Below are 24,759 nucleotides of genomic sequence, written 5' to 3'. Positions count from 1 at the left end.
TCACGGAGCCGGCGGCAGCGGAGAGCCGTACGTTTGTTCGGGACGGCGAGAGGTTACAGCCCAGAACGTTTGTGCGTCAAGCGGGGTAGGGCAAAGGAGCCAGGCAACGAACAAGGCCTCCACAAGGGAGGCCTCTAGGCGCCGGCCGGGCTGAGTGTGCGTCAGGCGAGAGCGGCGACAGGCTCTTTCTGCGGGCCAGCGATGACCTTGATCCGCTTCGGCCGCACCCACTCCGCCTTGGGCAGGGTCACGTGCAGGATGCCGTACTCATAGGTCGCCTGGGCCTTGTCGGCGTCCACCTCCGCGGGGAGGCTGAACGAGCGCATGCAGGGGCCGTAGGCGATCTCGCGGCGGTAGTAGGTACGCTGCGCCTCGTCCTGGGGCGCCGGGTGCTCGGCCTTGATGGTCAGGACATTGCCGGCGACGGAAATGTCCACAGCGTTGGGATCGATGCCGGGCAGGGCAGCCTCAATCTCAACTGCCTCGTCGGTCTCCCACATCCGGACCGGGAAGGCCGTCTGCTCCTCGGCCGCGAAGAGGAGGCGCCAAGGCCGCGAGAAACCCTCCTCGAAAAGCCGGTCCATCGTCGCGCGGAGGTCAGCGAACGGTTCCAACTGGATCAGGTTGCTCATCTTGAAGCCTCCTTTCCTGTTTGGTCTTGTCTGGGATCAGGCAGGCGCTGCGCCCGGCCGGCGCGCCTGTCTCAGTGGGAAATTGCGGCGGCCGCTGCGGCGGAGGCCTGGTCGGAGAAGCCAATGCGGGCGTGAGTGCCGTCGCAGAACGGCTTGCGGGCCGAGCCGCCACAGCGACAAAGGGCAACCACGTCCCCCTTGTGAGCGAACCGATTGCCCTTCGAATCGATGATGGCGACGTCTCCCCGCACCAGATATGGCCCCGCCGCCGTCACAGTGATGGTAGCTTCGGCCATGGATACCACCCCCTTCCTCGCTGAGTCTGGAGGTTCGTCCAGAAGCACTAAATAGCATGCTGCTGAGAGCCTGTCAAGAGAGTTGCTAGACTCATTGTCAAGTGATAAGAAAGAGTCGACGGTCTTGCAGGAGGGGAACGATGAACCTGGAGCCGCTGCTGGCAACCCTGGCGCTCGCGCTCATGGCCGGAAGCATCCTCGTGATTGCCCTGCTTGCGGCTTGAGGCCAGAGGAACAAGAACCGCCGCCCAACCCAGGCGGCGGTTCTTGATCGGTCCGGCCCGCGTCAGCGCCCGAGCAGTTTGCCGACGAGCGGCAGGCCCTTGTGGTCGCGTACCTTGATGGTTTTCGGCTTCATTGCCTCCGCCATGGGGAGACGGACAGTGAGCAGTCCATCCTTGTATTCCGCGTTGGCCTTGCCGGCGTCGACCGCGAATGGCAGCCGCAATGTGCTTGCCAGAAGGCCATAACCAATCTCCCTGATGTGAGAGCGGCCACGAGTGTACTCCTGGTCGCGCTTTCTTTCCGCCCGGATTTCGAGGACGCCCTCCTTCACGGCGACCTTGAACTCATCGGGATCGATGCCGGGAGCGGCGGCCTGGACGACGAAGACGCCGTCCTCGACCCAGGCGTCGACCGGAAAACCGGCTGGCCTGGGGAGTGACCATGGGAAGGAGAACAGGTCTTCGACCAGGCGGTCGACGGCGAGCGGCGAGCGGTAGGGAACCAGAGAAGTCATATCGACACCTCCTTCACGAATTTCAGTGGCAGACTCCTAGGCCGGGACGGGCTCACCCTTTAGCACCCGGGTAAACATGAAGCCCTCGGCGTCGGCGTCGACGCGGATAATGTCGCCTTCGCGGAACTCGCCTTGCAGCAGTTTCAGGGCAATCGGGTCCAGCAGCCGCTTCTGGATGACCCGCTTCAGTGGCCGGGCGCCGTAGTGGGGGTCGTAGCCCTCCTGGATCAAGAGCGCGCGGGCGGCAGGCGAGAGCTCTATGCCGATGTTGCGCTGGCTCAGCCGCTGCGAAAGCTGGCGCACCTGGATATCGACGATGCGCTCCAGGCTCGCGCGGTCGAGCGGGTCGAAGATGATGATCTCGTCGATACGGTTCAGGAACTCGGGCCGGAAGGTCTGCCGGAGCAACTCCATCACCATCGCGCGGCCCTTGGCCGGCTCCTCCGTGTCCACCAGGAAGGCGCTGCCCAGGTTGCTGGTCATGATCACGACGGTGTTCTTGAAGTCCACGGTGCGGCCATGACCGTCGGTCAGGCGGCCATCGTCCAGGATCTGGAGCAAGACGTTGAAGACATCCGGGTGGGCCTTCTCAATTTCGTCCAGGAGGACCACTGAGTAGGGCCGGCGCCTGACGGCCTCGGTGAGCTGGCCACCCTCGTCGTAGCCGACATAGCCGGGCGGCGCGCCGATGAGGCGGGAGACCGTGTGCTTCTCCATGTACTCGCTCATGTCCAGGCGCACCAGGGCCTGCTCGTCATCGAAGAGGAACTCGGCCAGGGCGCGAGCGAGCTCGGTCTTGCCGACGCCGGTCGGGCCGAGGAAGAGGAAGCTGCCGAGAGGGCGGTTCGGGTCCTGGATGCCGGCGCGAGCGCGGCGGATCGCGTTCGAGACGGCCTCTACGGCTTGGTCCTGGCCGACGACCCGTTCGTGCAGGCGTTCCTCCATGTGTATCAGCTTCTCGACCTCGCCTTCGAGAAGGCGTGACACCGGGATGCCCGTCCAGCGGGAGGTCACTTCGGCGACGTCCTCCTCGTCCACCTCTTCCTTGACGAGCCTGCGGCCGCTGGAAGGCGCCTCCTCCTGAGCGAGCTCCTTTTCGAGCGCTGGCAGCTCCCCATACTTGAGCTGCGCGGCCCTTTCGAAGTCGCCCCTGCGCTCCGCGGCTTCGATCTCCAGGCGCACGCGCTCGGCCTGCTCCTTGAGGGCTCGGATGCGTTCGATCTGGCGCTTCTCGCTCTCCCACTCGGCGCGCAGGGCCGCGCGCTGCTCCTTGAGGTCATCCAGTTCGCGCTCCAGCGCGGCCAGGCGCTCGCGTGAGGGAGCGTCGGTCTCCTTCCGAAGCGCTTCGCGCTCCACTTCGAGCTGGAGGATGCGGCGCTCGACCTCGTCCAGCTCGACGGGCAGGCTGTCGATCTCCATGCGCAGGCGGCTCGCCGCTTCGTCGATGAGGTCGATGGCCTTGTCGGGAAGGAAGCGGTCGGCGATGTAGCGGTCGGAGAGCACGGCGGCGGCGACGAGGGCGGAGTCCTTGATGCGCACGCCGTGGTGTACTTCGTAACGCTCCTTGAGGCCGCGGAGGATACTGATGGTGTCCTCGACGCTCGGCGGCTCCACCAGCACGGGCTGGAAACGCCGTTCCAGGGCCGGGTCTTTCTCGATGTACTTGCGGTACTCGTCCAGGGTGGTGGCGCCGATGCAGTGCAGTTCGCCGCGGGCGAGCATGGGCTTGAGCATGTTGGAGGCGTCCATCGCGCCCTCGGCCGCGCCGGCGCCAACGACCGTGTGCAGTTCGTCGATGAAGAGGATGATGTTGCCCTCCGCCTCCTGGATCTCCTTGAGGACAGCCTTCAACCGCTCCTCGAACTCGCCCCTGTACTTCGAGCCGGCGACCATCGACCCGAGGTCCATAGCCCAAACGCGCTTGTTCTTCAGCCCCTCCGGTACGTCTCCGCGGACGATGCGCTGGGCGATGCCCTCGACGATCGCCGTCTTGCCGACGCCCGGTTCGCCGATGAGCACGGGGTTGTTCTTGGTGCGCCGGGAGAGGACCTGGATGACGCGCCTTATCTCCTCGTCGCGGCCGATGACGGGGTCGAGCTTGCCCTTGCGGGCAAGGTCGGTGAGGTCTCGGCCGTACTTGGACAGGGCGTCGAACTTTGCCTCCGGGTTCTCATCGGTGACGCGCTGGTTGCCGCGGATGCGGGCCAGGGCGGCGAGGATGCTATCGCGGTTAAGGCCGAAGGCGGCGAGCAGGGAGGCGGTCTGACCGCCGGCAGCGCTGAGTCCAAGCAGGAGGTGCTCGGTGCTGATGTACTCGTCCTTCAGTCGGGAGGCCTCCTCCTCGGCGTGGCGCAGCGCCCGCCTCAACTCGTCGCTCATCGCGAGCTGGGTTGGGCCATAGGCCCTGGTCAGGCGGCCCAGCTCGGAAGCCAGGCGGCTGCGGAGGGCGGCCAGGTCCACGCCGGCGGAATGGAGAGTAGACGGCACAATCCCGCCGTCCTGCTCGAGGAGAGCACGGAGGAGATGCAAGCCCTCGACGGAGGAGTGGTGCGCCTCCTCGGCCAGGCGCTGGGCCTCGATCAGTGCTTCCTGCGAGCGTTCGGTGAACCTTAGAGACGCCACCTGTCCCCCTTGTGAGAAGTTCTATTAGCGGGTGCCGTTGCCTGCCGCGACTGGCTCGGCGCGGCGCATGCGTTCGGACTTGCGCCAAAACTCGACCGGCCGGCGGGCTACAATTTCCTCGCGGTTGCCGCAGCCGATGCAGACGAAGGCATCGGCAACCCTGTCATAGAAACTGGTGCGGCCGCACCGCTTGCAGGGAATGAAAGCGAGCGGAGCGGCCAGGTAACCGTACTCGTACATGACCGCCACCTCTCAGGTCTTTCTAGAAGCTTTTTAACAGAACTCCCTCATTCCTGTCAACAAGATTGATAAGTATTCTATCAACTGCTGTGCGCACGCGGGCGCAGGATAGGTTGGAGGCATGGCAGGATTCGCTGTGCCTATGGTCTTGACAGCGGAAACGGCTGTTCTATATTTGTCCTAGAGTACCTCCACCCGGAGGTGTCCAGTGGCTGAGCGCGTTCGCTTGTGTCTATGGCAGGTGGACAGATAAGGCCCTGTCGGCGACGACAGGGCAACGAGGCAGACCGTAGACCACTGCATTTCTGCAGGGGTTGAGTTGATGTGACGGCCGGGCGGCGTGGTCGCCGTCTGGCCCTGACAGTCAAAAGGATTTTCGAGGGCAGAATGCAGGAGGTCAGACGGCCTCCTGCATTCCTTTTCGTTACCTTTCGACTTCAAAAGGAGGTGTCTCAGATGACACAGGAAATCGAGGGCCGGCGCTCCGCTACGGCCGAGGTTGGGCCGATGATCATGGCTGCCTTCGCGCTGCCCCTGTTCGTCTGGAGCGCTTTCAACGCGGGCTACTTTGACCTGGACGCTGAGGCCTTCATCATCCCGCTGGCCATCCTCCTTGGTGGCGCGATTGGCTTCGGCGGCGCCATGTGGGCCTACCAGCGGCACCAGACGTACCTGGCCACGATGGCGGCTATCTTCGGCGCCTTCTGGCTTACGTACGGCGCCATGCTCTGGCTCATGCAGAACGGCGTCATCGATGAAGACGCCGTGACGGGCGACCTGCGCGGCCTGCTGTTCTCTGCCTGGGCAGTAAGCATGGCCATCCTGTGGCTGGCTTCGATCCGCGAGCACTGGACCTACATGCTGGTGACGCTCGGCGCGGCGGTGATGTTCGTCGTGCTGGCGATCGGCCACTTCGCCGGTGACGGCGGGTTCATCGAAGCCGGCGGCTGGGTCGGTTTCGTCACGGCCGTGTTGGCCTGGTACTCCGCCTTGGCGGACATGCTCAACATGGAGTTCGAGCGCCCCGTGCTGCCGACCGACGTCGGCTGGTTCCGCGGCCTGCGCCTGCGTGGCCGCTAGCTTCCTACCGCGCCCGGGCGGCAGGCGCCTCTGCCTCCCGCCCGGGTGCGCCGTTCGATGAGGGAGTCTTGCAATGCTGCGGGGACTGCGAACGAGACCTTCATCTCTTTCCGATGCGCGGCTCGAGACCGGCGGCCGCGCACCCCTTTCGCCCCACCTCCGGCGGCAGTTGATGGCCCACATTGCGGGCCTCGATGAAGCGGAGGTCGCCACCTATACCTACGAGGCCCATCCAAGCGACTTTCCGGGCGCCCGCGCGGACCTCCTGATCTACGGACCAGATGGCCGGCTGCGTTTCCGTGGCCGCGACTTCTACGGCGGCCTCGTAGCCATCTGGACGGCCTGACGGCGCGGCTGGCGCGCCGCGGGGAGCAAGCAGTCCCTAGCGGGTGTCGTCGGTCGCGATGTCGCAGCCCGGCTGACACTGAGCCCGTGCCGCGGCGGCGGACGCCGGCAAGGGTTAGCGCCTCCCGATGTCGAGCCGGCCACCGAGGCCCGGCTCGGTGCAACGCCTTGCCCGCGACGGCCGGGGTCGAGCATGGCGCCCGGATCCCGCGGGGCGGGCCCTGACGATGAGCCCCTACTGCTTGGTGGAAACGACCTTGACCTCCTCTTCGCGCTGGACCTGCAGGTTCGACCCGTCCCAGTAGTAGACGGTACGGATCAGGGTGGAAGGGCAGCAGAAGGGGTCTTCCGGCGCGTACTTGCCGATGGTCTTGACGAGCTGACCGTCTTCGACCCTGAGGGAGACCGCGCCGACAGTGTTGCGGTCGCGGAGCACGGTGAGGATGGCCACCGGCGATCCCGAGCGCAGGGCGAGCACGACGTAGCCGAGATTGCCGAGAGTCCCACCGGACGAGACTGGCACTATGGCTTCCTCGCGGCCGTCCTGCGTGAGGTCCGCATAGATGATCTCGCGCGGGTCAACGTCGCCGCCGCCGACCTGGCGGATCAGGGCCTGGACGGGCGGAGACTTCAGGAGGTCGAGCTGGCGTATGGCGCCGGCGTCCGTGGGCGTCGGGGCCTCGGCGGGGGTCGGGTCCGGGAGCCTGTCGGCCGGCCCGCAGGCGGTGCCGAGGAGGGCGGCAAGCAGAAGGGCAGCGGCAAGGGCGGAGATGCGCGCCAAGGGTACACCTCGATCTCCCCGCCCGCGCGATCATAGCCCGCTGCCCGCGCCAGCGGCAAAAGCCAACCGGCCTGCCGTTTAGGCAGGATGTCCGAGTGGTGGACGATGGGGTGACCCGAGGAGCGCTCCCCGCTCCTGCCGGCGAAGGTACGCGAGCTTCCTCAGCACCGTGGGCGCCACTCGCCGGCCGGTTATAGCATCACTCCGCCTTCACGAGGCCGACCAGGTTGCCCTCCGGGTCCGTGAACATCGCGAAGGTCACCATGTCCGGGATCACCGTTGTCGGCACCACCGTCTTGCCGCCCAGGCTCTCGATCTTGCGCAGGTACTGGTCCGTGTCGCTGACCTCGATGTAGAAGGTCGCGTGGCCGTTCGGCTGGTCGGTGGCGGCGATGCCGCCGTTGATGCCCTGGCCGCCGTTGTCCACGATGCCGTACTGCATGGGGTTGTTGGCGTTGATCTGCCAGTCGAAGACGCGGCTATAGAAGTCCTGCAGTTTCTTCCCGTCCTTCCCCACGATCTCGAAGTGCACGACAGGGTTCGGCATCATTCCATCCCTTTCGGCGCGCGGTGGGCGCGCGGCTTGGCTGGCGGAGTTCCCTTCTGAATACGATCCCTGCCTGGTAGCCCGGCACCTCCTTTGCCATGCGGTTTGCGGCTCAGCCGCTGCGTCCGGGACGCTGCCCCATCACATTAGGGTCCGGCCCCGCGTCGCGGCCTTCGGCGGCCTCGAGCAGCCGCGCGAGGTAGTGGTCCCAGCCGCGCGCATGTTCCTCCGCCATCTCGGGCGAGAGTCCTGAATGGCGCAGCCGCACGATCGTGTAGGGCCCGTCCGGGGTCAGCGTGACCTCAACCGTGCTGGATCCCGGCGGCAGCGGGATGGTCTCGTTCTCCCAGCCCCAGGTGAAAACGACGCGGCTGTATGGGACGACCTCCAGATACTCGCCCAGGACGACATCGCGGCCCGTGACGTTCACCCTGTAAGCGCCGCCGGGCCGCGGGTCCAGCATCGCGTCGACACCCTTCCAGAGGACCATCTTCGCCGGGTCGGTGAAGAAGGCGAACACCGTTTCCGGCGAAGCCCTGATCCGCACCTCCTTGACGACGGCGTCCTGTGGCCGCTCACCCGCCACGGCTGGCCCTCCTCTCCTGGGCCTCCGCGGCCTGTTTCAGCCGATCGAGGCTCGACTCCCAGAACTTGTCGAGAAAGGCCCGCAGCTCCGCCAGCGCCTCTGGCCGCGCCCGGTAGAGGCGCCGCGTGCCCTGCCGGCGCTCCGACACGAGGCCGGCGGCTTTCAGGACCTGCAGGTGCTGCGAGATCGCGGGCCGCGATACGGTGAAGTGCGAGGCGATCTCGCCTGAAGGCATCTCCCGCGTCGCGATGAGGCGCAGGATCTCGAGCCGCCGTGGCTCGGCGATGGCTCGCAGGGCGTCCTCCATGCCGGAGGCCACTGTAAGCCATGACTTACGCAGATGTCAACTTTGTCTTCTTGAGAGCACTCCGGTAACGACGCCTTCGTGGCGGGCGACGTAAAGGGGCCGGGCACTGCGCCCGGCCCCATGAGCGTCTCCCCGAAGCGGTGCACGCCGAAGCGTGAAGCCGTCAGGCGTCGAAGTAGAGGTGGAACTCGTACGGGTGGGGGCGCATGGACACCTTCGGGATCTCCAGGCGCTTGTACTCCAGCCACGTGTCGATTACGTCCTGAGTGAACACCCCGCCCTTGAGCAGGAAGGCGTGGTCGCGCTCGAGGGCGTCGAGCGCCTCGTTCAGCGAGCCCGGCACGGTGCGGATGCGGCGCTGCTCTCGCTCCGAGAGCTCGTAAGTGTTCTTGTCCAGCGGCGGGCCGGGGTCGATCTTGTTCTCGATCCCGTCCAGGCCGGCCATGAGGCAAGCCGCGAAAGCGAGGTAGGGGTTGCAGCTCGGGTCCGGGGCGCGGAACTCGATCCGCTTGGCGTTAGGGTGGTCCGTGTACATCGGGATGCGGCACACGGCCGAGCGGTTGCGGGCGGAGTAGACGAGGTTCACAGGCGCCTCGTAGCCGGGCACCAGGCGCTTGTAGCTGTTGGTGGTGGGGGCAGCGAAGGCCAGGATGGCCGCGGCGTGCTTCAGCAGCCCGCCGATGTACCACTTGCAGATGTCGGAAATGCCCGCGTAGCCCTTGGGGTCGGACATCAGGTTCCGGCCGTCCTTGAAGATGCTCTGGTGCGTGTGCATGCCGGAGCCGTTGTCGCCGAAGAGCGGCTTGGGCATGAACGTGGCGACCTTGCCCGCCTTCCGGGCCACGTTCTTGACGATGTACTTGTACATCATCACCCGGTCCGCGGTCTGGACCAGGGTCCCGTAACGGAAGTCGATCTCACCCTGGCCGGCGGTGGCAACCTCGTGGTGCTGCTTCTCGACGGGGATGCCCACCTTGGCCATCTCGATGATCATCTGGCTGCGCAGGTCCTGGTAGGAGTCGTGCGGCGGGACGGGGAAGTAGCCTTCCTTGTAGCGAGGCTTGTAACCGAGGTTTGGCTTCTCGTCGCGCCCCGTGTTCCACTCGCCCTCGATGGAGTCGACGTAGTAGTAGCTCGCGTTCTCGGTCGAGTCGAAGCGGATGTCGTCGAAGATGAAGAACTCGAGCTCGGGGCCCCAGTAGCTAACGTCGGCGATGCCCGTCGACTTCAGATAGGCCTCAGCCTTCTTCGCGATGTAGCGCGGGTCGCGGGTGTACTCCTTCTTCGTCAGCGGGTCGAAGATGTCGCAAATTATCGAGAGGGTAGGCACCTCGCAAGCGGGGTCGACAACCGCGGTCGATGCGTCCAGGAACAGGTTCATGTCCGATTCCTGGATCTTCTGGAAGCCGCGGATGCTGGAGCCGTCGAAGCCGACGCCGTCTTCCCAGATCCCGTGCTCGAGTTCGGCGACCGGCACGGAAAAGTGCTGCCAGATACCCGGCAGGTCGTTGAACTTGAGGTCGATTACCTGGATGTTGTTCTCTTGGATGAGCCTGGCGACGTTTTCCGGTGTTGGCATTGTTTCTCCTCCTTGGTAGATGAAGCTTAGGGCCGCCGTGTTACGGTCTTGTTTCCTGGGCGGCGAAAATGGCAGGAATTTGGGCCAAAATGACAAAAATCGGCCCCAAAGTCGCGACTTTGGGGCCGATTTCGTGCAGATCCGGCACGTCAGCGGCTACAGCGCGGCGTCGCCCCTTTCGCCCGTCCGGACGCGGATCGCGTCCGCGACGGGGATGATGAAGATCTTGCCGTCGCCGATGGAGCCGGTCCTGGCCGCCTTGCAGATGATGTCGACGACCTTTTCCGTGTCGCTGTCGCGCACCACGAGCTCGATCTTGCTCTTCGGCAGCATGTCGACGCGATACTCTTCGCCGCCGCGGCCGGCGTGCACGATGCCTTTTTGCGTGCCGCGCCCGGTGACGTTCACTATGTTCAGCCCCACGAACCCGGCGCCCGCGAGAGCGTCCTTGACGGCTTCCAGGCGCTCCGGCCTGACTATGGCTTCCACCTTGTTCATCGCTGGCTCTCCTTCAGTCCTGCGCCGCTAGCCTAGCTCGTGGCCTCGCTGGTTGCCGGCCGCGAGGGCTGGGGCGGCGAACTCGAGGAGGGGCCGCCGTTTGCGACGACGATCGGGATGCCGGAGTAACCCGGGCCGCCATCGAGGATGTAACCGCGCTCGCCGTGCAGACTGACGTCCAGCCCCATGATCTCTTCTTCTTCGCTCACCCGCAGACCCATCACGGCATCCAGGACCTTGAGGATGATGAAGGTAACGATAGCGGAGTAAGCCATGGTCGCGACGACGGCGATGAGCTGCTTGCCGAACTGCTCGCTGTCGCCGGAGAACAGACCCTCCGCAGCGCCCGTCACCGAGGCGACGGCAAAGAGGCCGGTGGCCAGGGCGCCCCAGGTGCCGCCGACGCCGTGCACGCCGACGACGTCCAGCGAGTCGTCCAGGCCGACCCTGGCGCGGATACGCACCGCCAGGTAACAGAGGCTGCCGGCGCCGGCGCCGATAGCGAGCGCCGCCATCGGCGTGACGGAGCCCGAGGCGGGGGTGATGGCGACCAGGCCGGCGACGGCGCCGGACGCGGCGCCGACGACGCTCGGCTTGCCGGAGACGAGCCAGCTCAACGCCATCCAGGTCAGCGCCGCCGTCGCGGTCGCGACGTGAGTGACGACGAAGGCGTTGGAGGCCAGGGCGCTCGCCGCGACGGCGCTGCCGGCGTTGAAGCCGAACCAGCCGAACCACAGGAGCGCGGCGCCCACCACGACCATCGTGACGTCGTGCGGTTCCATCGGCTCGCGGCCGAAGCCGTGGCGCTTCCCGTATAGCCAGGCCGCCACCAGCGCGGCGATACCGGCGTTGATGTGCACGACGGTGCCGCCCGCGAAGTCGAGCGCGCCCAACCCTGTCTGCCCGTCCTGGTCCGGGATGCCGCCGAGCCAGCCGCCCTGTCCCCAGACCCAGTGCGCCACCGGGTTGTAGACGAGGATCGCCCAGGCGAGCATGAACACGAGGAAGGTGCTGAACTTCGCCCGTTCGGCGAATGCGCCCGTGATCAGCGCCGGGGTAATCACCGCGAACATAAGCTGGAAGATCATGTAGGTCTGGTGCGGGATTGTCGGCGCGTACGGCCCCGGCTCGCTCATGGAAACGTCCTTGAGGCCGAACCACGAGAAGTCGCCGATGAGCCCCCAGTGGTCTGGCCCGAAGGCCAGGCTGTAACCGATCAGCACGAACTCGACCGTGATCAGGCCGAGCATGATGAAGCTCTGCATGATCGTGGCGAGCACGTTCTTGCTGCGAGTGAGGCCCCCGTAAAACAGCGCCAGTCCCGGCGTCATCAGCATCACCAGCGCCGATGAGACCAGGACCCATGCGGTGTCGCCTGAGCTAATCTCCATGCCTTCTCCCCTCCAATAGTTACTGGTCCTTCCGGGCACAGAAGGACTCCGACCCAACGCAGGGAGCGTAGGCCCGCCTTGTTACGGCGATGTTTCGTTGGGGTTACGCCTCGGTTAACGAGCGAACGATGCCAGGACGGCTCCTGACGCCGATTTCCGGACTCGCCGCGGCCGGCGTCCGCCCTGAGCGCCGCCGACTACGCCGGGAAGCGGTAGCCCACGTTGCGGACGGTCTCGATGTAAACGGTCGAGCCGGACTCTATCTTGCTGCGGAGGCGGCGGATGTGGACGTCGACCGTGCGGGCGCCGCCGTAATACTCGTAGCCCCACACGCGGTTGAGCAGCGCCTCACGCGTGAAGACCTTGCCGCGGTTGACCATCAGGAACCGCAGCAACTCGAACTCCTTGTAGGTCAGGCTCACGGGTGTGTCCCCGACGTAGACCTTGTAGTTCGCCAGGTCCATCACCAGTTCCCCGTAGCGGACGACGGAGGCTTCATCCAGCCCGGTCTTGCGCCAGATCAAGCGTCGCAGCCTGAGGACCAGCTCCTCCGCGGCCACGGGGATGAGCACGAAGTCGTCGATCGGCAGGGTCGGCTCGAGGCCGCCGAGCTGGTCCGGCCGGAGCAGGACGACGAGGGGCGTTTTAGGCCCGCGGGCCGGGTTCTCCACGAGCCGCCGCAGGTCGTCCATCCGCACCGGCGACTCAATGACGATGACGTCGGCGCCGTGCTCCTCGGCCAGGACGTCCGCATCGACCATGCGCCGGGCAACCACCTCGAAGCCGGCAGCGCCCAGGTCGCGCTCGAGAAACGCGCTGCCTTCAGAGTGGTAGGCGAGGAGGACGCGTGCCATTTGGGGCCAGTATATGTCTCGCGAACGCGCCGAGGCAGCGGCCAGGACCTGAGCGCAAGCGGCCGATCGCAGGCCGGCGGGCCAAAGTAACCAAAACTTAACCTGCTCTGCTTTGCTGGCCGCCGGCCGCCGTTATCATGGATAAGTCGCCACGACCCCTTAGCTCGCTTTCTGGCCGGCCTTCCAAATGCCAACAAGCCAACCAGCCAACGAGTACGTCCTCCAGCAGTGCCGCCAGCAGGACGTCAAGTTCATCCGCCTGTGGTTCACGGACATCCTCGGGTCGCTGAAGAGCTTCGCGATCACCTTCGAGGAGCTCGAGGAGGCGCTCGAAGAGGGCGTCGGCTTCGACGGCGGCGCCATCGAGGGCTTCGCCCGCACCGGCGAGACCGACATGACGGCGATCCCGGACCCCAGCACGTTCCAGGTGCTGCCCTGGCGCCCGCGGGAGCGGCGGGTCGCCCGCATGTTCTGCGATATCCACCTGCCAGACGGGACGCCCTTCGAAGGTGACCCTCGCCAGGTGCTGAAGCGGAACCTGGCCCGGGCGGCGGCCCTGGGCTTCACCTTCTACGTCGGCCCCGAGATCGAGTTCTTCTACTTCAAGGACGCCTCCGGCACCGAGCTACTCGACCACGGCGGCTACTTCGACCTAACGCCCCTGGACGCCGGCAGTGACCTGCGGCGCGAGACCGTGCTCACGCTGGAAGAGATGGGCATCGGCGTGGAGTCCAGTCACCATGAGGTCGCCCCCTCCCAGCACGAGGTCGACCTCCGCTACACGGATGCCCTCACGATGGCGGACAGTACGATGACCTGCCGCCTCGTCGTCAAGGAAGTCGCGATGGCCGCCGGCGTGTACGCGACCTTCATGCCCAAGCCCCTCAGCGACCAGAACGGGTCTGGCATGCACACCCACCTCTCGCTCTTCCGCGGCGAACGCAACGCCTTCTTCGACGCCCAGGACCCCATACATCTCTCGGCCGTAGCCCGCGGCTTCATCGCCGGGCTCCTGCGCCACGCGCGCGAGATCGCGCTGGTCACTAACCAGTGGGTGAACTCGTACAAGCGCCTGGTACCCGGGTTCGAGGCGCCGGTGCGGTTGACATGGGCGCGCCGCAGCAGCGGCGACCTCCTGCGCGTGCCGGAGTACCGCCCGGGCCGCGAGATCGCCGCCCGCATCGAGTACCGGGCGCCGGACGCCGCCTGCAATCCCTACCTAGCGTTCGCGGCGCTGCTGGCGGCGGGCCTGGAGGGCATCGAGCGCGAGTACCCCCTGCCACCGGCGCGGGACCCGGCGACGGCCCCGGAGGCCTACGAGGAGGCGTCCACGATGCCGGGCAGCCTCTACGAGGCGCTGCTGGAGGCGGAGCGCTCGGAGCTGCTGCGCACCTGCCTAGGCGACCATGTCTTCGAGAGCCTCCTGAAGAGCAAGCGGATCGAGTGGGAGGCCTACCGCTCGCACATCACCGACTTCGAGCTCAAGCGCTACCTGCCCATCCTGTAGGAAGCGGGAAGCGCGAAGACGGGGGTCGCGGGCGGTGCCGCCAGGCCTCCTCGAGGTCCCGAGATGCGGCTGCCAGCATGCCGTCGATCTCGAGCGGATTCTTGGTCGCGACTGGCCCGCCCCGCATCCTCCTTCTGCTCGCTCTCATATCAACGGTCTCTACTTGTGCTCGGGGGGTAGCGAAATACACGGATGGTGATGCTATACTGCCCTCTGGCCGCGCGGGGACCGCTCGGCCGGCCTCGTAAGTACGGGGTCAACGATAAGGCTGCGCCAAACGGGGAGGAGTGGCGGGCTCGTCCGGGGGAACGGAAGTGGCTGATCCGTGCCCGGCGTGCTTCCCAGGCGCTCCAGACCGCCCAGCGGTCACCATAACACCCTGCGGAGGTGCAGAAGTATGCTCAGATCTTGGAAAGCGTTTGGCCTCGCGTTCGTCGCGACATTAGGGGCGCTGCTCGCGCTCTCGGTTCCCGGGCCAACAGGTGTGAAGGTAGCCCTCGCCGATCACGACGAGCAGCTCACCATCGAAGTGGAGACTCCCTCGGGAGACTTTGACTTCACGGTAAACACGGTCTCCGGCACGGCATGTACCGGCTCCCTCGCCGACCTGGGAGACGAAGAATCTGGAGTCTTGAACTGCGGAGACGACAGCAATGTCGAGATCGACTGGGTTCCCGTTGCGGGGTACTCGATTAGCGGCGATATTGCCTGCACGATTACCGACGATGGCGACACCGCGGGTAATCAGTCGATAATAATCGATCCGGATGGGAGTGACGGCGACGTCCAGGTAAACATCCGCGACGACGAACACGTCCACTGCCTCTACACCTTCGTGACCGTAGGCACGCCCACTTCCACGCCTACCGTCACCGGCACGCCTGCTACGGCGACGCCCACGGCTACCGGCACAGTGACCGTCTCCACCCTGACCGTCTCCATTGCTCCCTCGACGCTGAGCTGCAACGGCTCCGCCTTCGTGACGGTCGTGGCGCGCAACGCAGCCGGCCAGGTGGTCGCCGCCGGGACCGTAACGCTCTCCACGACCCTTGGGACGATCTCGCCGACCAGCGCGATCGACCAGGGCGCCGGCGTGCTCGCGGTGCTGACAGCTCCGGGCACGCAGGGCGGTACGGCCACGATTACGGCCTCTGCCGGCGGCGTGACGGGCTCGGCTACCGCGACGATCAACTGCGCCCAGGCGACGGCCACTAACACCGCGATCCCGCCAACGGCGGTCCCGCCCACGGGGATTACGCCGCCGGCCACTGGTGATGGCGGCCTCGAGGCCGGGAGCGGCTGGCAGCGCCTGGCCGGCTTCACGCTCCTCGGCATGGCCCTGGCCGGCGCTGCTGCCCTCGGCTGGCGGCGCGCCCGCGCCTAGGCTTCGCATACGGTTTCTGGAGGGCGGCCCTTCGGGGCCGCTCTCTTCACATATCTCCAGGTTGCCCGCTCAGGAGGCGGTTCGTATGCTGGAGGGAGCCCGTAACAGGGCCATCTAGAATACCCAGGGGTTTGTTGCAGGGATGAGGGGAACCGAAGGAAGTGGTGGCATAGGAGCGCGGATTTCGGAACTCATGCGGCGCAAGGGCGCGTTGCCCATCGCCGGCGGCTTCGCCGTCATAGCGGCCATCGGCGTGCTGTTCGTGTCCCTGGCATCCGGGGGGAACGGCTCTGGCGTTACGGGCCCGGACCACCCGGATGACGGCGCGAGTGGCGGCCTCGCGGCGAGCACGCCGCTTGCCACACCTGAAGCGACCATCGACCTGAACAAGCCCACACCGGTCGCAACCCGCGACCCGAACGCCCCGATGCCCGGCGCCAGCAGCGGCGACCGGCTCATCATCGCCAAGTTCGGCGTCAATGCGCCGCTGACTTACAAGGTGGTCGGCCCGGACGGGGTCATGCCGAACCCGAATGGCCCGGACGATGTGGCCTTCTACGACTTCAAGAACCACGAGGGCCTGGGCGGCGTGCCGGGTTTCGGCAACGTCGTCTTGGCCGGTCACGTCGATTCAGGACGGGTGGCCTGCAAGAACGGCACGGTGCCGCCGCCCTGCCAGGCCGTGTTCTGGGACATCGGCAAGTTCCGAGTCGGCGACGAAATCGAGTTGGTCGTAGCCGGCCGGAGCTACAAGTACCGCGTCACCTCGAATGAGTCGGTCCACGCTGCCTCCGGGGACTGGACGCGCATCGTGTCCTCTACGGCGCAAGAGACCATCACTCTCATAACCTGCGGCGGCGACTTCAATCCGGTCACGCGCGAGTACTCTCACCGGCAGGTCGTCACCGGCGTGCGCATCTAGGCTGCGCGATAAAAGGGGGTCGGACTTGAACGGCGGTCGATTCAGCTCTGATAGATTGAGCCAACTGCTCCGGCTCCCGCGCGCGGGTTTCATCGTGGGCATACCGGCCTTTGCGTTCGCCCTGACCATAGGGTTCAGTCTGGCAACAGGCGGCGGCGACGAAAAGAACGCGGCGACGCCCACCGTCCAGGTGGTCGTGCAGCAGAATCAGACGACTCCGACCGCTGTGGCAACTACTGCGCCGACAGCGGTCCCGCACAGGACGAACTGCAGCGAGATACAGGGGACCGCGTACCGCTCCGACGCTGAGCGCGAATGGTACATCCGCAACTGCAGCGGTGGCGGCGCCACGACGGCAGCCAGCGGCGGCGGTGGTACGGGCGCCCCCGCGGCCAGCAGGCCGACGGCCGCTGAGGTGGCCCTGGGCGACAGGCTGGTGATCCCCAAGATCGGGGTCAACGCGCCCGTCTCTCGCATGGCTGTTCCCAGTAGCGGCGTAATGCCCGACCCTACGGGCTACTTCAACGTCGTACTGTACGATTTCTCCGCCCTTCCCGGCCTGGGCGGCACGCCTGCCTCCGGAAACGCCGTGCTGGCTGGCCATGTCGATTGCGGCCGCTGCGGGCCCGGTGGCACGCCGAGCATTGCCGTCCTCTACTACATGCGCAATCTTGTGCCCGGCGACACCATCGAGTATTACACCCAGGCCGGCCAGGTATACCGCTACGTCGTCACCTTTGCGGGAGACTACTCCCCGAGCGCCGACTGGGGCTCGATCGTGGCGTCCTCGGCGGCGGACATCACCATCATCACCTGCACGGGCACCTTCTCCGGCGGCGAGTACAGTCTCCGCCGCGTAGTCCAGGCGAGGAAAGCCTGATTGCTGCCGTCTGCGCTAGACCGATGGCCTGCAGCGGCGGCGCGCTGAGATCACCGCGAGGCGAGGAGTCTTGAGGCTCCGGCTTGTCCTCCTACTGGGCGCCCCGCTCGCCGTCTTTCTCGGCGTGCTCGGGGGCGTGCTCGCGCTGGACGAAAAGGATGGGCGTACCGTGGCAGCGTCGCCCTCGTCCGTGGCAGTGCACCTCGATTCGCAGGCGACACCGACCACGGCGCCAGCGCCGACCGCCACGCCGGCGCCATCGGCGACACCGGTCGTGCGGGCGGACTGCGCGGCGATCAGGGGCACGGAGTACCAGTCGGAGGCCGAGCGCGTCTGGTACCGCCAGAATTGCCCCGACCCAACGCCCTCCCCCCGGCAGGTGGTGACCGCCCCATCCAGTCCCTCCGCGAACATCTACGGCACGGCGGACCGCTTCGTCATGAGGCGGCTGGGCATCAACGCGCCGGTAAATGTCAGCGTGGTCGGTCCTGACGGCACCATGGGCAACCCGCTCGGGGGCAGTGACGTAGTCCTCTATGACTTCAGCGCGCTGCCCGGACTCGGGGGCTATCCCCCCGCCGGCGGCAACACCGTCATAGCGGGCCACGTCGACTACATCTGCTGTCCGGCGGTGTTCGCCCAACTCCGCAACGTCGTGGAAGGCGACGTGATCGACTACTACACCGGCGATGGCGGCCACTATCAGTACGTGGTGCAGTGGTACGGCGACTACCCCCCGGACACGAACTGGGCGAGCCTCCTCAGCGGCGGCCCAAACATCATGACTCTGATCACCTGCAACGGCACGTTCGACCCGCGCGCCCGCGAGTACAGCCATCGCCGCGTGGTGCGCGCGGTCCTGGTCGCGAGCTCCGATGGCGGGTAACGTCCGTTGTCCGTCTCGTGTTCCAGGTTGTGAGCATGGACGCGGGCGGTTCGGCGTAAGATAGAGAGGACGCTATGTGCCGGCCGATTCATGCCGAGAACTAAGCAGGCCACCTCAGTGAGACAGCGATGCTCCGCCGGCGAACGGTAACCGTTGCACTCTCCGCCCTCATGCTCGTGGGCGGCATCGCGATCATTGTCGCGGCGCTCGCGGGTGTCGGCGCCCGCGACAAGGCGCGCACGATCCCCGGCCCGGATGCCCAGGGGGACTTCGCTGTCCTCGAGCCCACTCCGCTGCCGCCCACGCCGGCGCCTCAGCCGACCCCGGAGCCGAGCCGGGCGCCTATCGTCCGCCTCCAGATCCCACGCATCGGCGTCGATGCCCCGATCGTCGTCCTCGGCGTCGACGCCCAGGGCGTCATGCAGGACCCCAAAGGGCCGGAGGAGGTGGCCTGGTACGACTTCTCGGCCCACCCCGGCTGGGAAGGGAATGCGGTCTTTGCCGGACACGTCGACTACCGGAATTACGGCCCCGCGGTCTTTTGGAAGCTGCGCCAACTCAACCTCGGCGATGAGATCAAGGTCGTGCTCGCCGATGGGACCACTTACAGCTACCGGGTCGTGAGCAGCACCCAGTACGTCGCGGACCAGGCTCCGGTGCAGGAAATCGTCGGGCCCACGGAGCGTCAGAGCGTGACGCTCATAACCTGCGGAGGGACCTTCAACACCCGCACGCGCGAATACGACCAGCGCTTGGTCGTGCGGGCCGAGCGCGTGCTCGAGTCATCCGTCCGGACACAGTAGCCGGCCTCGGCTCAGAGACCGGTCCTGGCAGCCGCCACCCGGTCCAGCGGCCGGGCCTCGGCCGATCCCCGCTGCTATAATCCCTCCGGAGAGGTGGCAGAGCGGTTGAATGCGGCGGTCTCGAAAACCGTTGTACGGGTTCTCCCGTACCGTGGGTTCGAATCCCACCCTCTCCGCCATCCCCAGAGGCCCGATGCCTGACCTCCAATTCGGCTGCCCGGCTGACGCATCGTGAGGCGGCGGCGTCCACCCCGGCGGCACGCGCCCCAGGACCCGCTCTCCTTCCGTATCCGGCTCCTGTCCTTCAGGGTCCGTAGCCCATTCGGCATCGGCTCGCTCACCGGGATGGGCCGCGGCGTCATCCTGCCTGAGATGTCCGGGACGGAGATCCCGGAACCGGACGAAGAGCTGCCGGACTCCGACCTGCCTGACTCCGAACGCCTGGAAGCGATCGAACGCGAGCGCTGGCGCCGCGACGGCCGCGTTTGAGCCCCGACTGACCTTCCGACGCCAGGGTGCTGCGAAGGACGCAAGCGCCTATGCGGCCGGACGCGGCCGCGCGCATGGGGCGGCCCTCGCCGGGCCGCCAAGTAGGCGCGGAGAGGCCCGGCGCTAGCCCTCGGCCCTGCTCCGGCGGGGTCTTCCGCGACGAGTTACGCGCTTGAAATAGACGTGGCCGTTGGCATCCCAGATATCGAGGTCAACTCCGAGCCTCGAGGAAGCGCGGCGTAGACGCACTTTCACGCTGCGCAGGTTCTCGCCCGGTTCGAGCTCCAGGTCGCCGACGTCTGACATATCTATTCCGCGGACAAACTCATCGAACTTCTGCTGCTGTTCACGGACGGCGCGCGAAGCCCTGGAAGGTGGAGGAACCTCGCCTGGTTTTCTGATATGAAGCTTTGGCATCCAACCTCTCCTACTAACCTCGTCTCATTCCGGAATCTGACTTGTCATACTAGGAGACTCTATTAGCGATGAAACATGCTGTCAATAACCCGCGGTCAAATAGCGTCAGTTAACGCCAACTTTGCAGGGCCCTGATCGGCCGGCGGGGGTCTGGTAGACTGGTCTGCGGAGAGGTGCTGGAGTGGCCGAACAGGCGCGACTGGAAATCGCGTAACCTCCGAAAGGGGGTTCGTGGGTTCGAATCCCACCCTCTCCGCCAGTTCCAGCTCTTCAGCCTGTCAGCGGTCAGGTGTTCAGCGCTTAGGGTCCGGTGCTCCTGAAGGCCCTCGGTCAGTTGCGGCCGGCCGCACACACCGTAGGCCATACGAGTCGTCTCGGTAGCAGTTTGCCCCGTGCTTCCCAGCCGCCAAGCGGGGGGCCGGCCGGCGGTCATCTCCTGGCGCCGCGCTTCGCCTCTTCGAACTGGCGCTGCAGTTCTGCTTCCTTCTCGGCCTTTGCCTCGCGGGCGGCCGCCAGCGCCTCTTCGGCGCGCCGCTTGACGGCGTCGAGTGGGTCCGAGGGCGCGCTCTCGGACTCCGGCGCCCCGCCCTCACTCGGGGCCTGCGCGCGGCCGGCCTTGCGGAGCGCGAAGGCCGCAGCTGACACGGCGGCACCAGCCAGGATGAGGAGTCGCAGGAGCCCCATGTCCTAGCCCTCCTTGCGGCGGTTCAGGCCGGCGAGCACGCCAAGGCCGCGTCGCACGCCGGCCACCATGCCGTAGGTGCGGATAATCGGCGAGACGGCCGTCTGGCCAACGAACTCCGTCGTGCCCTTGACGGTCTCAGCAGTCTCCCTGATCGAGGTAAGAGTGGGCTTCACCGAGTCGTCTATGAGCTCGTTGATAGTGTTCTGCAGGCCGCGGAAGGCGCGGTACACGGCAAAGATCAGGACACTGAGCAGGGAAACGAGCACGATGCCGAGCGCGCCGTAGACGATGATCACGACATCGCGGATGTCCGCGAGGATTCCCAGGACTGTCATTCAGGACTCCGGTCGCTGAAATAGGCGGTTGACTTTAGCGCAGTATAGCAGTGGCCGATCTCGCGACTGGTTCTCTATTGAATGCTCGGCTGATAACGCCGCCGCCAATAACCCTGTCGCCCTCGTAGAACACCGCGGCCTGGCCAGGCGTTATCGCCCGTACGCCGCGCTCGAACTCGACCTCAACTTCCCCTGCCCGGAGGCGCACGACCGCCGGCGCGGCCGGCGACTTGTAGCGGACCTTTACGGAGGCGGCGAACTCATCCGCCGGCGGCCCGCCCTCGACCCAGCTGATGTCCTCGGCGATAAGGTAACGGCAGAAGAGGTCGTCCTCGTCACCGATGGTGATCAGGTTTCGCTCGGGGTCGATGTTGGTCACGTACCGGGGCGTGCCGAAGGCGCCAAGGCCCTTCCGCTGTCCGACCGTGAACCCGGCGATGCCCTGGTGCTGGCCCACGACCTCGCCGACGCTGTCGACAATCGCGCCGGCGGCCTGTGGTAGCCGTTCCGCAAGGAAGGCGCGGTAGTCGCCTCCGGGCACGAAGCAGATCTCGGCGCTGTCGGGCTTGTCGGCCACGGGCAGCCCCCACTCCGCCGCCAGGCGCCGCGTCTCCGACTTCGGAAACTCCCCGACGGGGAAAAGGAGCCGCCTAAGCTCTGGCTGACGGAGCGTGTAGAGCACGTAGGACTGGTCTTTGCAGTCGTCGATGGCCCGCAAGAGGCTTACGATGTCGCGCTCGCGGCGGATGCGGGCATAGTGGCCGGTCGCCAGGTAGTCGGCGTCCATGGCCAGGGCGCGGTCCAGCAGCGCCCGGAACTTCACGTGCTCGTTGCAGGCCAGGCAGGGGTTCGGGGTCCTCCCACGCCGGTACTCGGCGACGAAGTAGTCGACGACCTTTCTGCCGAACTCCTGCTCCAGGTTCATGACATAGTGAGGGATGCCGAGCACGTCCGCTGCGGCGCGCGCGTCATCGACGTCCTCGACGCCGCAGCACGACTTCTGGTTGCGCCTGGCCTCCGGGTCCTCGTTCGTCCACAGCCGCATGGTGATGCCGACGACCTCGTAGCCGTCGCGGACGAGCAGCCCCGCCGCCACGGCCGAATCAACGCCTCCGCTCATCGCGACGATCACGCGCTTCTTCGCAGCCATATCCCCTTCAGTGTAACGGGTTTCGGCGTCCCGCCTGTCGCCGTCAGTTGATGGCGCGGCTCCGTTCCCAACGCTGAGCCGTCGAGACTGCGGCATTCGCGACGACGGTGCTGCCTCAGCGTCGTCCCAGACTGAGCCACGGAAGTGGACTGCACTATCGAAATAACCCCACGGCCCTCGGCGGCCTTAGCGTGCTCTCCGAGCACGAGGTTCGATGGTTCACTGGCCCCGGGTTAGAATCCCTGCATGACGGTCGCCTACGTCTTCGACGGCCACGCCCTGGAGCCGCTGCCCTGGCAGCCGCGCCGGACGCCACGCTGGGTCGCGTGGCGGCCGGACGGAAGCTCCGCTATACTCGTCGCCAACGGCGGCTCGGCCCTGCTCTTCGACGGCTCCCGCCTCCACTCCCTCGAGACCGGCACCAGGCAGAACCTGCGCGGCGCTGCCTGGTCACCAGACGGCAAGATGGCCCTGCTGGTCGGGAACCGGGGCAGCGTATTGCGGACGCAAGGGGAGCGCTTCGAAGAGCTGGCGGCGCCGACGAGCGAGAACCTGAGGCGCGTCGCCTGGCATCCGGACGGCAGTTTTGCCCTGATCGTGGGCAATGCTGGCACGGTGCTCCGGTATGATGCCTCCTCCGGTGACCTCGTCCCGGTCCCGGGCGACCGCGCGCATACTTTGCGGGCGATAGCCTTCCGGCCGGACGGGGCCTACGCGCTCGTCGGGGCCTATGCCAGCCGCTGGGCCGGCTACCCGCGTCCCCACGCCCTCTACCGCTGCGACGGGCGCTATCTTCAGGCGCTCCTGGCCAGCGACGATGAGGACGACTTCCTGGCCGTCGACTGGCGCCAGGACTCGGTGGCGCTGGTAGCGGGCTATCGGGCGTTCGGCCAGGACGGGACTGGCGCAAACAAGCTCCTCTTCTATGACGGCGCCCTGTGGCGTGGTCGCGAATGGCAGGGGAGGGGCGCGGTCCTTGGCGCCGCCTGGTGGCCGGGGCAGGAGCGGGCGCTGCTGGCCGGCGAGGCCGGACTGCTGGCGCTCATGGACCGGGAAGGAGGAATCGAAGAGCTAGATAGCGGCACGAACGACAACCTCATCGGGCCCTTCTGGAAGCCAGACGGGACCCAGGCAATCGTCCTTAAGGGACCAGGCGAGAGAGTCTACACCGTCTAGCGGTCAACAGAGCTAGAGCATCGCCGGTCCGGCTAGACCCGCAGCCTCGAAAGGAGAGGTCACATGCGTCTAACCGGGGCCGGTATTTCCCGGACACCACACCTCTTTGCCCCCTCCCCCGGCAGGAGGAGGGGGAACCGCAATCCCGTCGGCCGGGCCATATCTCGCCGCCGCTTGCTGGCAGCAATGCCGGGGCTGGCGTTCGCGCTGGCCGCCTGCGGAGACAGCAGCGAGGAGCCGGCGGCGGCCGCCACGGGCCTGCCCGAGATCAAGAAGGCCACCTTCATGGCCGGCTTCAAGGCGCAGGCCAACCTGCCCTTCGTTGGCGCCTACGTGGCCAAGGAGAAGGGCTTCTTCGCCGAGCAGCGCCTGGAAGTCGATATCAGACACGCGCAGTCGGGCGAGCACCTGCAGCTCACCCTGGCCGGCGAGGTCAACGTCACGACCGCCAACGGCGCCTCCGTCCTGAAGCGCAACGCCCAGGACTTGAACCTCGTGTCTCTCGCGCTCATCGGCCAGCGCAGCGAGCTCGCCTTCGCCGTGCTGGAAAGCTCCCCCATCCGCAGCGTGAAAGACTGGGAGGGCAAGACCTTCGGCTACAAGGGGTCGGTCCCGGCCGAGTTCCCGGCGATCACGCGCGCCAACGGCGTCGACCCCGCGCGGATCAACCAGGTGAGCGTTGGCTTCGATCCGCGCATTCTGTCCGAGGGGCGCGTGGACATCCTGCCCGTGTTCTTCTCGAACGAGCCGGGCGTGCTCGCCGCTCAGGGCGTGCGCACGCGCCTTTTCGACCCCAACGACTACGGCATCGAGTCTCTGGGCCTCACCTACGCCTCGAGCGCCGAGCAGGTCTCGAAGGACCCCGACCGGCTCCTTCGCTTCCTGCGCGCCGCCCTCTACGGCATCGCCTACGCCGACCGTAACCGCGACGAGGCGATCGACATCGTCATGAGGTACGCGCCGCAGGAGGACCGCGCCCACCAGAAGTTCATGCTCGAGACGGAGCTCTCGCGGGCGAAGAACGACCTTACGGCGCGCAATGGCATCGGCTGGCAGACGCGAGAACAGTGGCAGCGCGCGCATGACATCTTGCTCGAACACAGGGGCATCGAGAAGGCGGTGGACGTGAGCAAGGTCTTCACGGACCAGTTCCTGCGGGCTATCTACAGAGACGGCCGGCTGGTCTGGCCAGGCTAGCCGAACACCCGGCGCCTCGCCCCGGCGGCCCGCCCGCTTGCCGATCATCGGGAGGCCAGTTGTCACGAAACCGAGAGGTCATGCGTGCGTCAGCCTAGTCTCCCGCGAGCACTGGCGGCTCAGGATCAGGGCTGGAGGTGCGACATGGCGAGTGGAGCGATCCGGGTCCACCACACCAGGACGTCCGATGGCGACTGGGACGGCCCCGGCACGGAAGCTAACCTGCCCAACGACGCGCCGCCGGCCAAGATGCGGGCCCTCTACGCATGGGTTGACCCTCGGGGGAAGCCCGAGACCAAGGACGCCTACAAGTTCCCCCACCACGAGGTGACCGGCCGTGGTGCGGTGGGCGCCGCGAACGAAAAGGCCTGTATCTCTGGAATCGGCATCCTGAATGGCGGCCGGGGCGGGGCAGACATCCCCAGCGGCGA

The 24,759-nt window shown here is 66.5% G+C and carries 30 protein-coding genes and 2 tRNA genes; 15 read left to right on the top strand and 17 right to left on the bottom strand.

The annotated features are described in order from the left end of the window. Positions 1 to 161 precede the first annotated feature (161 nt). Both VNN10_05215 and VNN10_05210 read right to left on the bottom strand, forming a co-directional pair. Positions 162 to 632 carry an Hsp20/alpha crystallin family protein gene (locus VNN10_05215; GenBank protein HXH21407.1) on the bottom strand — a complete coding sequence of 157 codons (471 nt, stop codon included), beginning with the start codon at positions 630 to 632 and terminating at the stop codon, positions 162 to 164. 71 nt (positions 633 to 703) lie between these two features. Further along, entirely contained in the window at positions 704 to 928 is a 225-nt protein-coding gene (locus VNN10_05210) for a CDGSH iron-sulfur domain-containing protein (protein ID HXH21406.1), read from the bottom strand. 101 nt (positions 929 to 1,029) lie between these two features. Between VNN10_05210 and VNN10_05205 the strand changes: the two genes are divergently transcribed. After that, a complete protein-coding gene (locus VNN10_05205) occupies positions 1,030 to 1,152 on the top strand; it encodes a hypothetical protein (GenBank protein HXH21405.1) in 123 nt (40 codons plus the stop codon). Between the two features lie 62 nt (positions 1,153 to 1,214). Here VNN10_05205 and VNN10_05200 read toward each other — a convergent pair whose 3' ends face one another. From VNN10_05200 to VNN10_05190, 3 genes are read right to left on the bottom strand one after another with little or no spacing between them, the layout of a single operon-like run. Beyond that, positions 1,215 to 1,667 carry an Hsp20/alpha crystallin family protein gene (locus VNN10_05200; protein HXH21404.1) on the bottom strand — a complete coding sequence of 151 codons (453 nt, stop codon included), beginning with the start codon at positions 1,665 to 1,667 and terminating at the stop codon, positions 1,215 to 1,217. A 36-nt stretch (positions 1,668 to 1,703) separates the two neighbouring features. Further along, the gene (gene clpB, locus VNN10_05195) at positions 1,704 to 4,289 is read right to left on the bottom strand and encodes an ATP-dependent chaperone ClpB (GenBank protein HXH21403.1); all 2,586 of its coding nucleotides are present in this window, start codon (positions 4,287 to 4,289) and stop codon (positions 1,704 to 1,706) included. Positions 4,290 to 4,313: 24 nt separating this feature from the next. Then, positions 4,314 to 4,529: a hypothetical protein gene (locus VNN10_05190; GenBank protein HXH21402.1), complete on the bottom strand. Its 216-nt coding sequence runs from the start codon at positions 4,527 to 4,529 to the stop codon at positions 4,314 to 4,316. 456 nt (positions 4,530 to 4,985) lie between these two features. Between VNN10_05190 and VNN10_05185 the strand changes: the two genes are divergently transcribed. After that, positions 4,986 to 5,609: an acetate uptake transporter gene (locus VNN10_05185; GenBank protein ID HXH21401.1), complete on the top strand. Its 624-nt coding sequence runs from the start codon at positions 4,986 to 4,988 to the stop codon at positions 5,607 to 5,609. Between the two features lie 172 nt (positions 5,610 to 5,781). After that, positions 5,782 to 5,955: a hypothetical protein gene (locus VNN10_05180; GenBank protein HXH21400.1), complete on the top strand. Its 174-nt coding sequence runs from the start codon at positions 5,782 to 5,784 to the stop codon at positions 5,953 to 5,955. Between the two features lie 234 nt (positions 5,956 to 6,189). Here VNN10_05180 and VNN10_05175 read toward each other — a convergent pair whose 3' ends face one another. The 8 genes from VNN10_05175 to VNN10_05140 form a co-directional block, all read right to left on the bottom strand. Further along, a complete protein-coding gene (locus VNN10_05175) occupies positions 6,190 to 6,735 on the bottom strand; it encodes a hypothetical protein (protein ID HXH21399.1) in 546 nt (181 codons plus the stop codon). Positions 6,736 to 6,934: 199 nt separating this feature from the next. Continuing rightward, a complete protein-coding gene (locus tag VNN10_05170) occupies positions 6,935 to 7,282 on the bottom strand; it encodes a VOC family protein (protein ID HXH21398.1) in 348 nt (115 codons plus the stop codon). Positions 7,283 to 7,394: 112 nt separating this feature from the next. Next, positions 7,395 to 7,868, bottom strand: coding sequence for an SRPBCC domain-containing protein (locus VNN10_05165; protein HXH21397.1), 474 nt, complete (start codon positions 7,866 to 7,868; stop codon positions 7,395 to 7,397). Further along, the gene (locus tag VNN10_05160; protein HXH21396.1) at positions 7,858 to 8,175 is read right to left on the bottom strand and encodes a metalloregulator ArsR/SmtB family transcription factor; all 318 of its coding nucleotides are present in this window, start codon (positions 8,173 to 8,175) and stop codon (positions 7,858 to 7,860) included. The genes VNN10_05165 and VNN10_05160 overlap by 11 nt, the downstream gene beginning before the upstream one ends. Before the next feature lie 163 nt (positions 8,176 to 8,338). Beyond that, a complete protein-coding gene (glnA, locus tag VNN10_05155; protein HXH21395.1) occupies positions 8,339 to 9,754 on the bottom strand; it encodes a type I glutamate--ammonia ligase in 1,416 nt (471 codons plus the stop codon). 156 nt (positions 9,755 to 9,910) lie between these two features. After that, entirely contained in the window at positions 9,911 to 10,252 is a 342-nt protein-coding gene (locus VNN10_05150) for a P-II family nitrogen regulator (GenBank protein ID HXH21394.1), read from the bottom strand. A 32-nt stretch (positions 10,253 to 10,284) separates the two neighbouring features. After that, on the bottom strand, positions 10,285 to 11,643 hold the full coding sequence (locus VNN10_05145; protein HXH21393.1) for an ammonium transporter: 1,359 nt from the start codon (positions 11,641 to 11,643) through the stop codon (positions 10,285 to 10,287). Between the two features lie 197 nt (positions 11,644 to 11,840). Next, positions 11,841 to 12,497 carry a response regulator transcription factor gene (locus VNN10_05140; GenBank protein ID HXH21392.1) on the bottom strand — a complete coding sequence of 219 codons (657 nt, stop codon included), beginning with the start codon at positions 12,495 to 12,497 and terminating at the stop codon, positions 11,841 to 11,843. Positions 12,498 to 12,684: 187 nt separating this feature from the next. Between VNN10_05140 and VNN10_05135 the strand changes: the two genes are divergently transcribed. From VNN10_05135 to VNN10_05100, 8 genes are all read left to right on the top strand, one after another. Beyond that, entirely contained in the window at positions 12,685 to 14,004 is a 1,320-nt protein-coding gene (locus tag VNN10_05135) for a glutamine synthetase family protein (protein ID HXH21391.1), read from the top strand. 397 nt (positions 14,005 to 14,401) lie between these two features. After that, the gene (locus tag VNN10_05130) at positions 14,402 to 15,388 is read left to right on the top strand and encodes an Ig-like domain-containing protein (protein HXH21390.1); all 987 of its coding nucleotides are present in this window, start codon (positions 14,402 to 14,404) and stop codon (positions 15,386 to 15,388) included. A 193-nt stretch (positions 15,389 to 15,581) separates the two neighbouring features. Beyond that, on the top strand, positions 15,582 to 16,310 hold the full coding sequence (locus VNN10_05125) for a class F sortase (GenBank protein HXH21389.1): 729 nt from the start codon (positions 15,582 to 15,584) through the stop codon (positions 16,308 to 16,310). Between the two features lie 55 nt (positions 16,311 to 16,365). After that, positions 16,366 to 17,190 carry a class F sortase gene (locus VNN10_05120; GenBank protein HXH21388.1) on the top strand — a complete coding sequence of 275 codons (825 nt, stop codon included), beginning with the start codon at positions 16,366 to 16,368 and terminating at the stop codon, positions 17,188 to 17,190. 70 nt (positions 17,191 to 17,260) lie between these two features. Further along, the gene (locus VNN10_05115; protein ID HXH21387.1) at positions 17,261 to 18,076 is read left to right on the top strand and encodes a class F sortase; all 816 of its coding nucleotides are present in this window, start codon (positions 17,261 to 17,263) and stop codon (positions 18,074 to 18,076) included. 128 nt (positions 18,077 to 18,204) lie between these two features. Continuing rightward, positions 18,205 to 18,879, top strand: coding sequence for a class F sortase (locus tag VNN10_05110; protein ID HXH21386.1), 675 nt, complete (start codon positions 18,205 to 18,207; stop codon positions 18,877 to 18,879). An 87-nt stretch (positions 18,880 to 18,966) separates the two neighbouring features. Continuing rightward, positions 18,967 to 19,058, top strand: a tRNA-Ser gene (locus VNN10_05105). Between the two features lie 52 nt (positions 19,059 to 19,110). Further along, a complete protein-coding gene (locus VNN10_05100) occupies positions 19,111 to 19,368 on the top strand; it encodes a hypothetical protein (GenBank protein ID HXH21385.1) in 258 nt (85 codons plus the stop codon). 123 nt (positions 19,369 to 19,491) lie between these two features. Here the strand turns inward: VNN10_05100 and VNN10_05095 are convergent, their stop codons facing one another. Further along, a complete protein-coding gene (locus VNN10_05095) occupies positions 19,492 to 19,785 on the bottom strand; it encodes a hypothetical protein (GenBank protein HXH21384.1) in 294 nt (97 codons plus the stop codon). Between the two features lie 167 nt (positions 19,786 to 19,952). Here VNN10_05095 and VNN10_05090 point away from each other — a divergent pair. Continuing rightward, positions 19,953 to 20,044, top strand: a tRNA-Ser gene (locus VNN10_05090). Positions 20,045 to 20,214: 170 nt separating this feature from the next. Here the strand turns inward: VNN10_05090 and VNN10_05085 are convergent. From VNN10_05085 to mnmA, 3 genes are read right to left on the bottom strand one after another with little or no spacing between them, the layout of a single operon-like run. Then, positions 20,215 to 20,469 (bottom strand): hypothetical protein, encoded by a 255-nt coding sequence (locus VNN10_05085; GenBank protein HXH21383.1) that lies wholly within the window; start codon positions 20,467 to 20,469, stop codon positions 20,215 to 20,217. Between the two features lie 3 nt (positions 20,470 to 20,472). Next, positions 20,473 to 20,805 carry a hypothetical protein gene (locus VNN10_05080; protein HXH21382.1) on the bottom strand — a complete coding sequence of 111 codons (333 nt, stop codon included), beginning with the start codon at positions 20,803 to 20,805 and terminating at the stop codon, positions 20,473 to 20,475. Between the two features lie 34 nt (positions 20,806 to 20,839). Next, positions 20,840 to 21,955 carry a tRNA 2-thiouridine(34) synthase MnmA gene (gene mnmA, locus VNN10_05075; protein ID HXH21381.1) on the bottom strand — a complete coding sequence of 372 codons (1,116 nt, stop codon included), beginning with the start codon at positions 21,953 to 21,955 and terminating at the stop codon, positions 20,840 to 20,842. Positions 21,956 to 22,201: 246 nt separating this feature from the next. Here mnmA and VNN10_05070 point away from each other — a divergent pair, with 246 nt between their 5' ends. The 3 genes from VNN10_05070 to VNN10_05060 all read left to right on the top strand — a co-directional run. Then, the gene (locus tag VNN10_05070; protein HXH21380.1) at positions 22,202 to 23,131 is read left to right on the top strand and encodes a WD40 repeat domain-containing protein; all 930 of its coding nucleotides are present in this window, start codon (positions 22,202 to 22,204) and stop codon (positions 23,129 to 23,131) included. A 174-nt stretch (positions 23,132 to 23,305) separates the two neighbouring features. Continuing rightward, entirely contained in the window at positions 23,306 to 24,328 is a 1,023-nt protein-coding gene (locus VNN10_05065; GenBank protein HXH21379.1) for an ABC transporter substrate-binding protein, read from the top strand. Positions 24,329 to 24,472: 144 nt separating this feature from the next. Continuing rightward, positions 24,473 to 24,759 (top strand): hypothetical protein (locus VNN10_05060; GenBank protein HXH21378.1); only part of this gene is annotated, 287 nt, incomplete at its 3' end.

The organism is Dehalococcoidia bacterium, from assembly GCA_035574915.1.
Taxonomy (GTDB): Bacteria; Chloroflexota; Dehalococcoidia; order DSTF01; family WHTK01; genus DATLYJ01.
The sequence above is the reverse complement of the archived record's forward strand: the minus strand, read 5'-3'. Positions and strand labels throughout refer to the sequence as shown.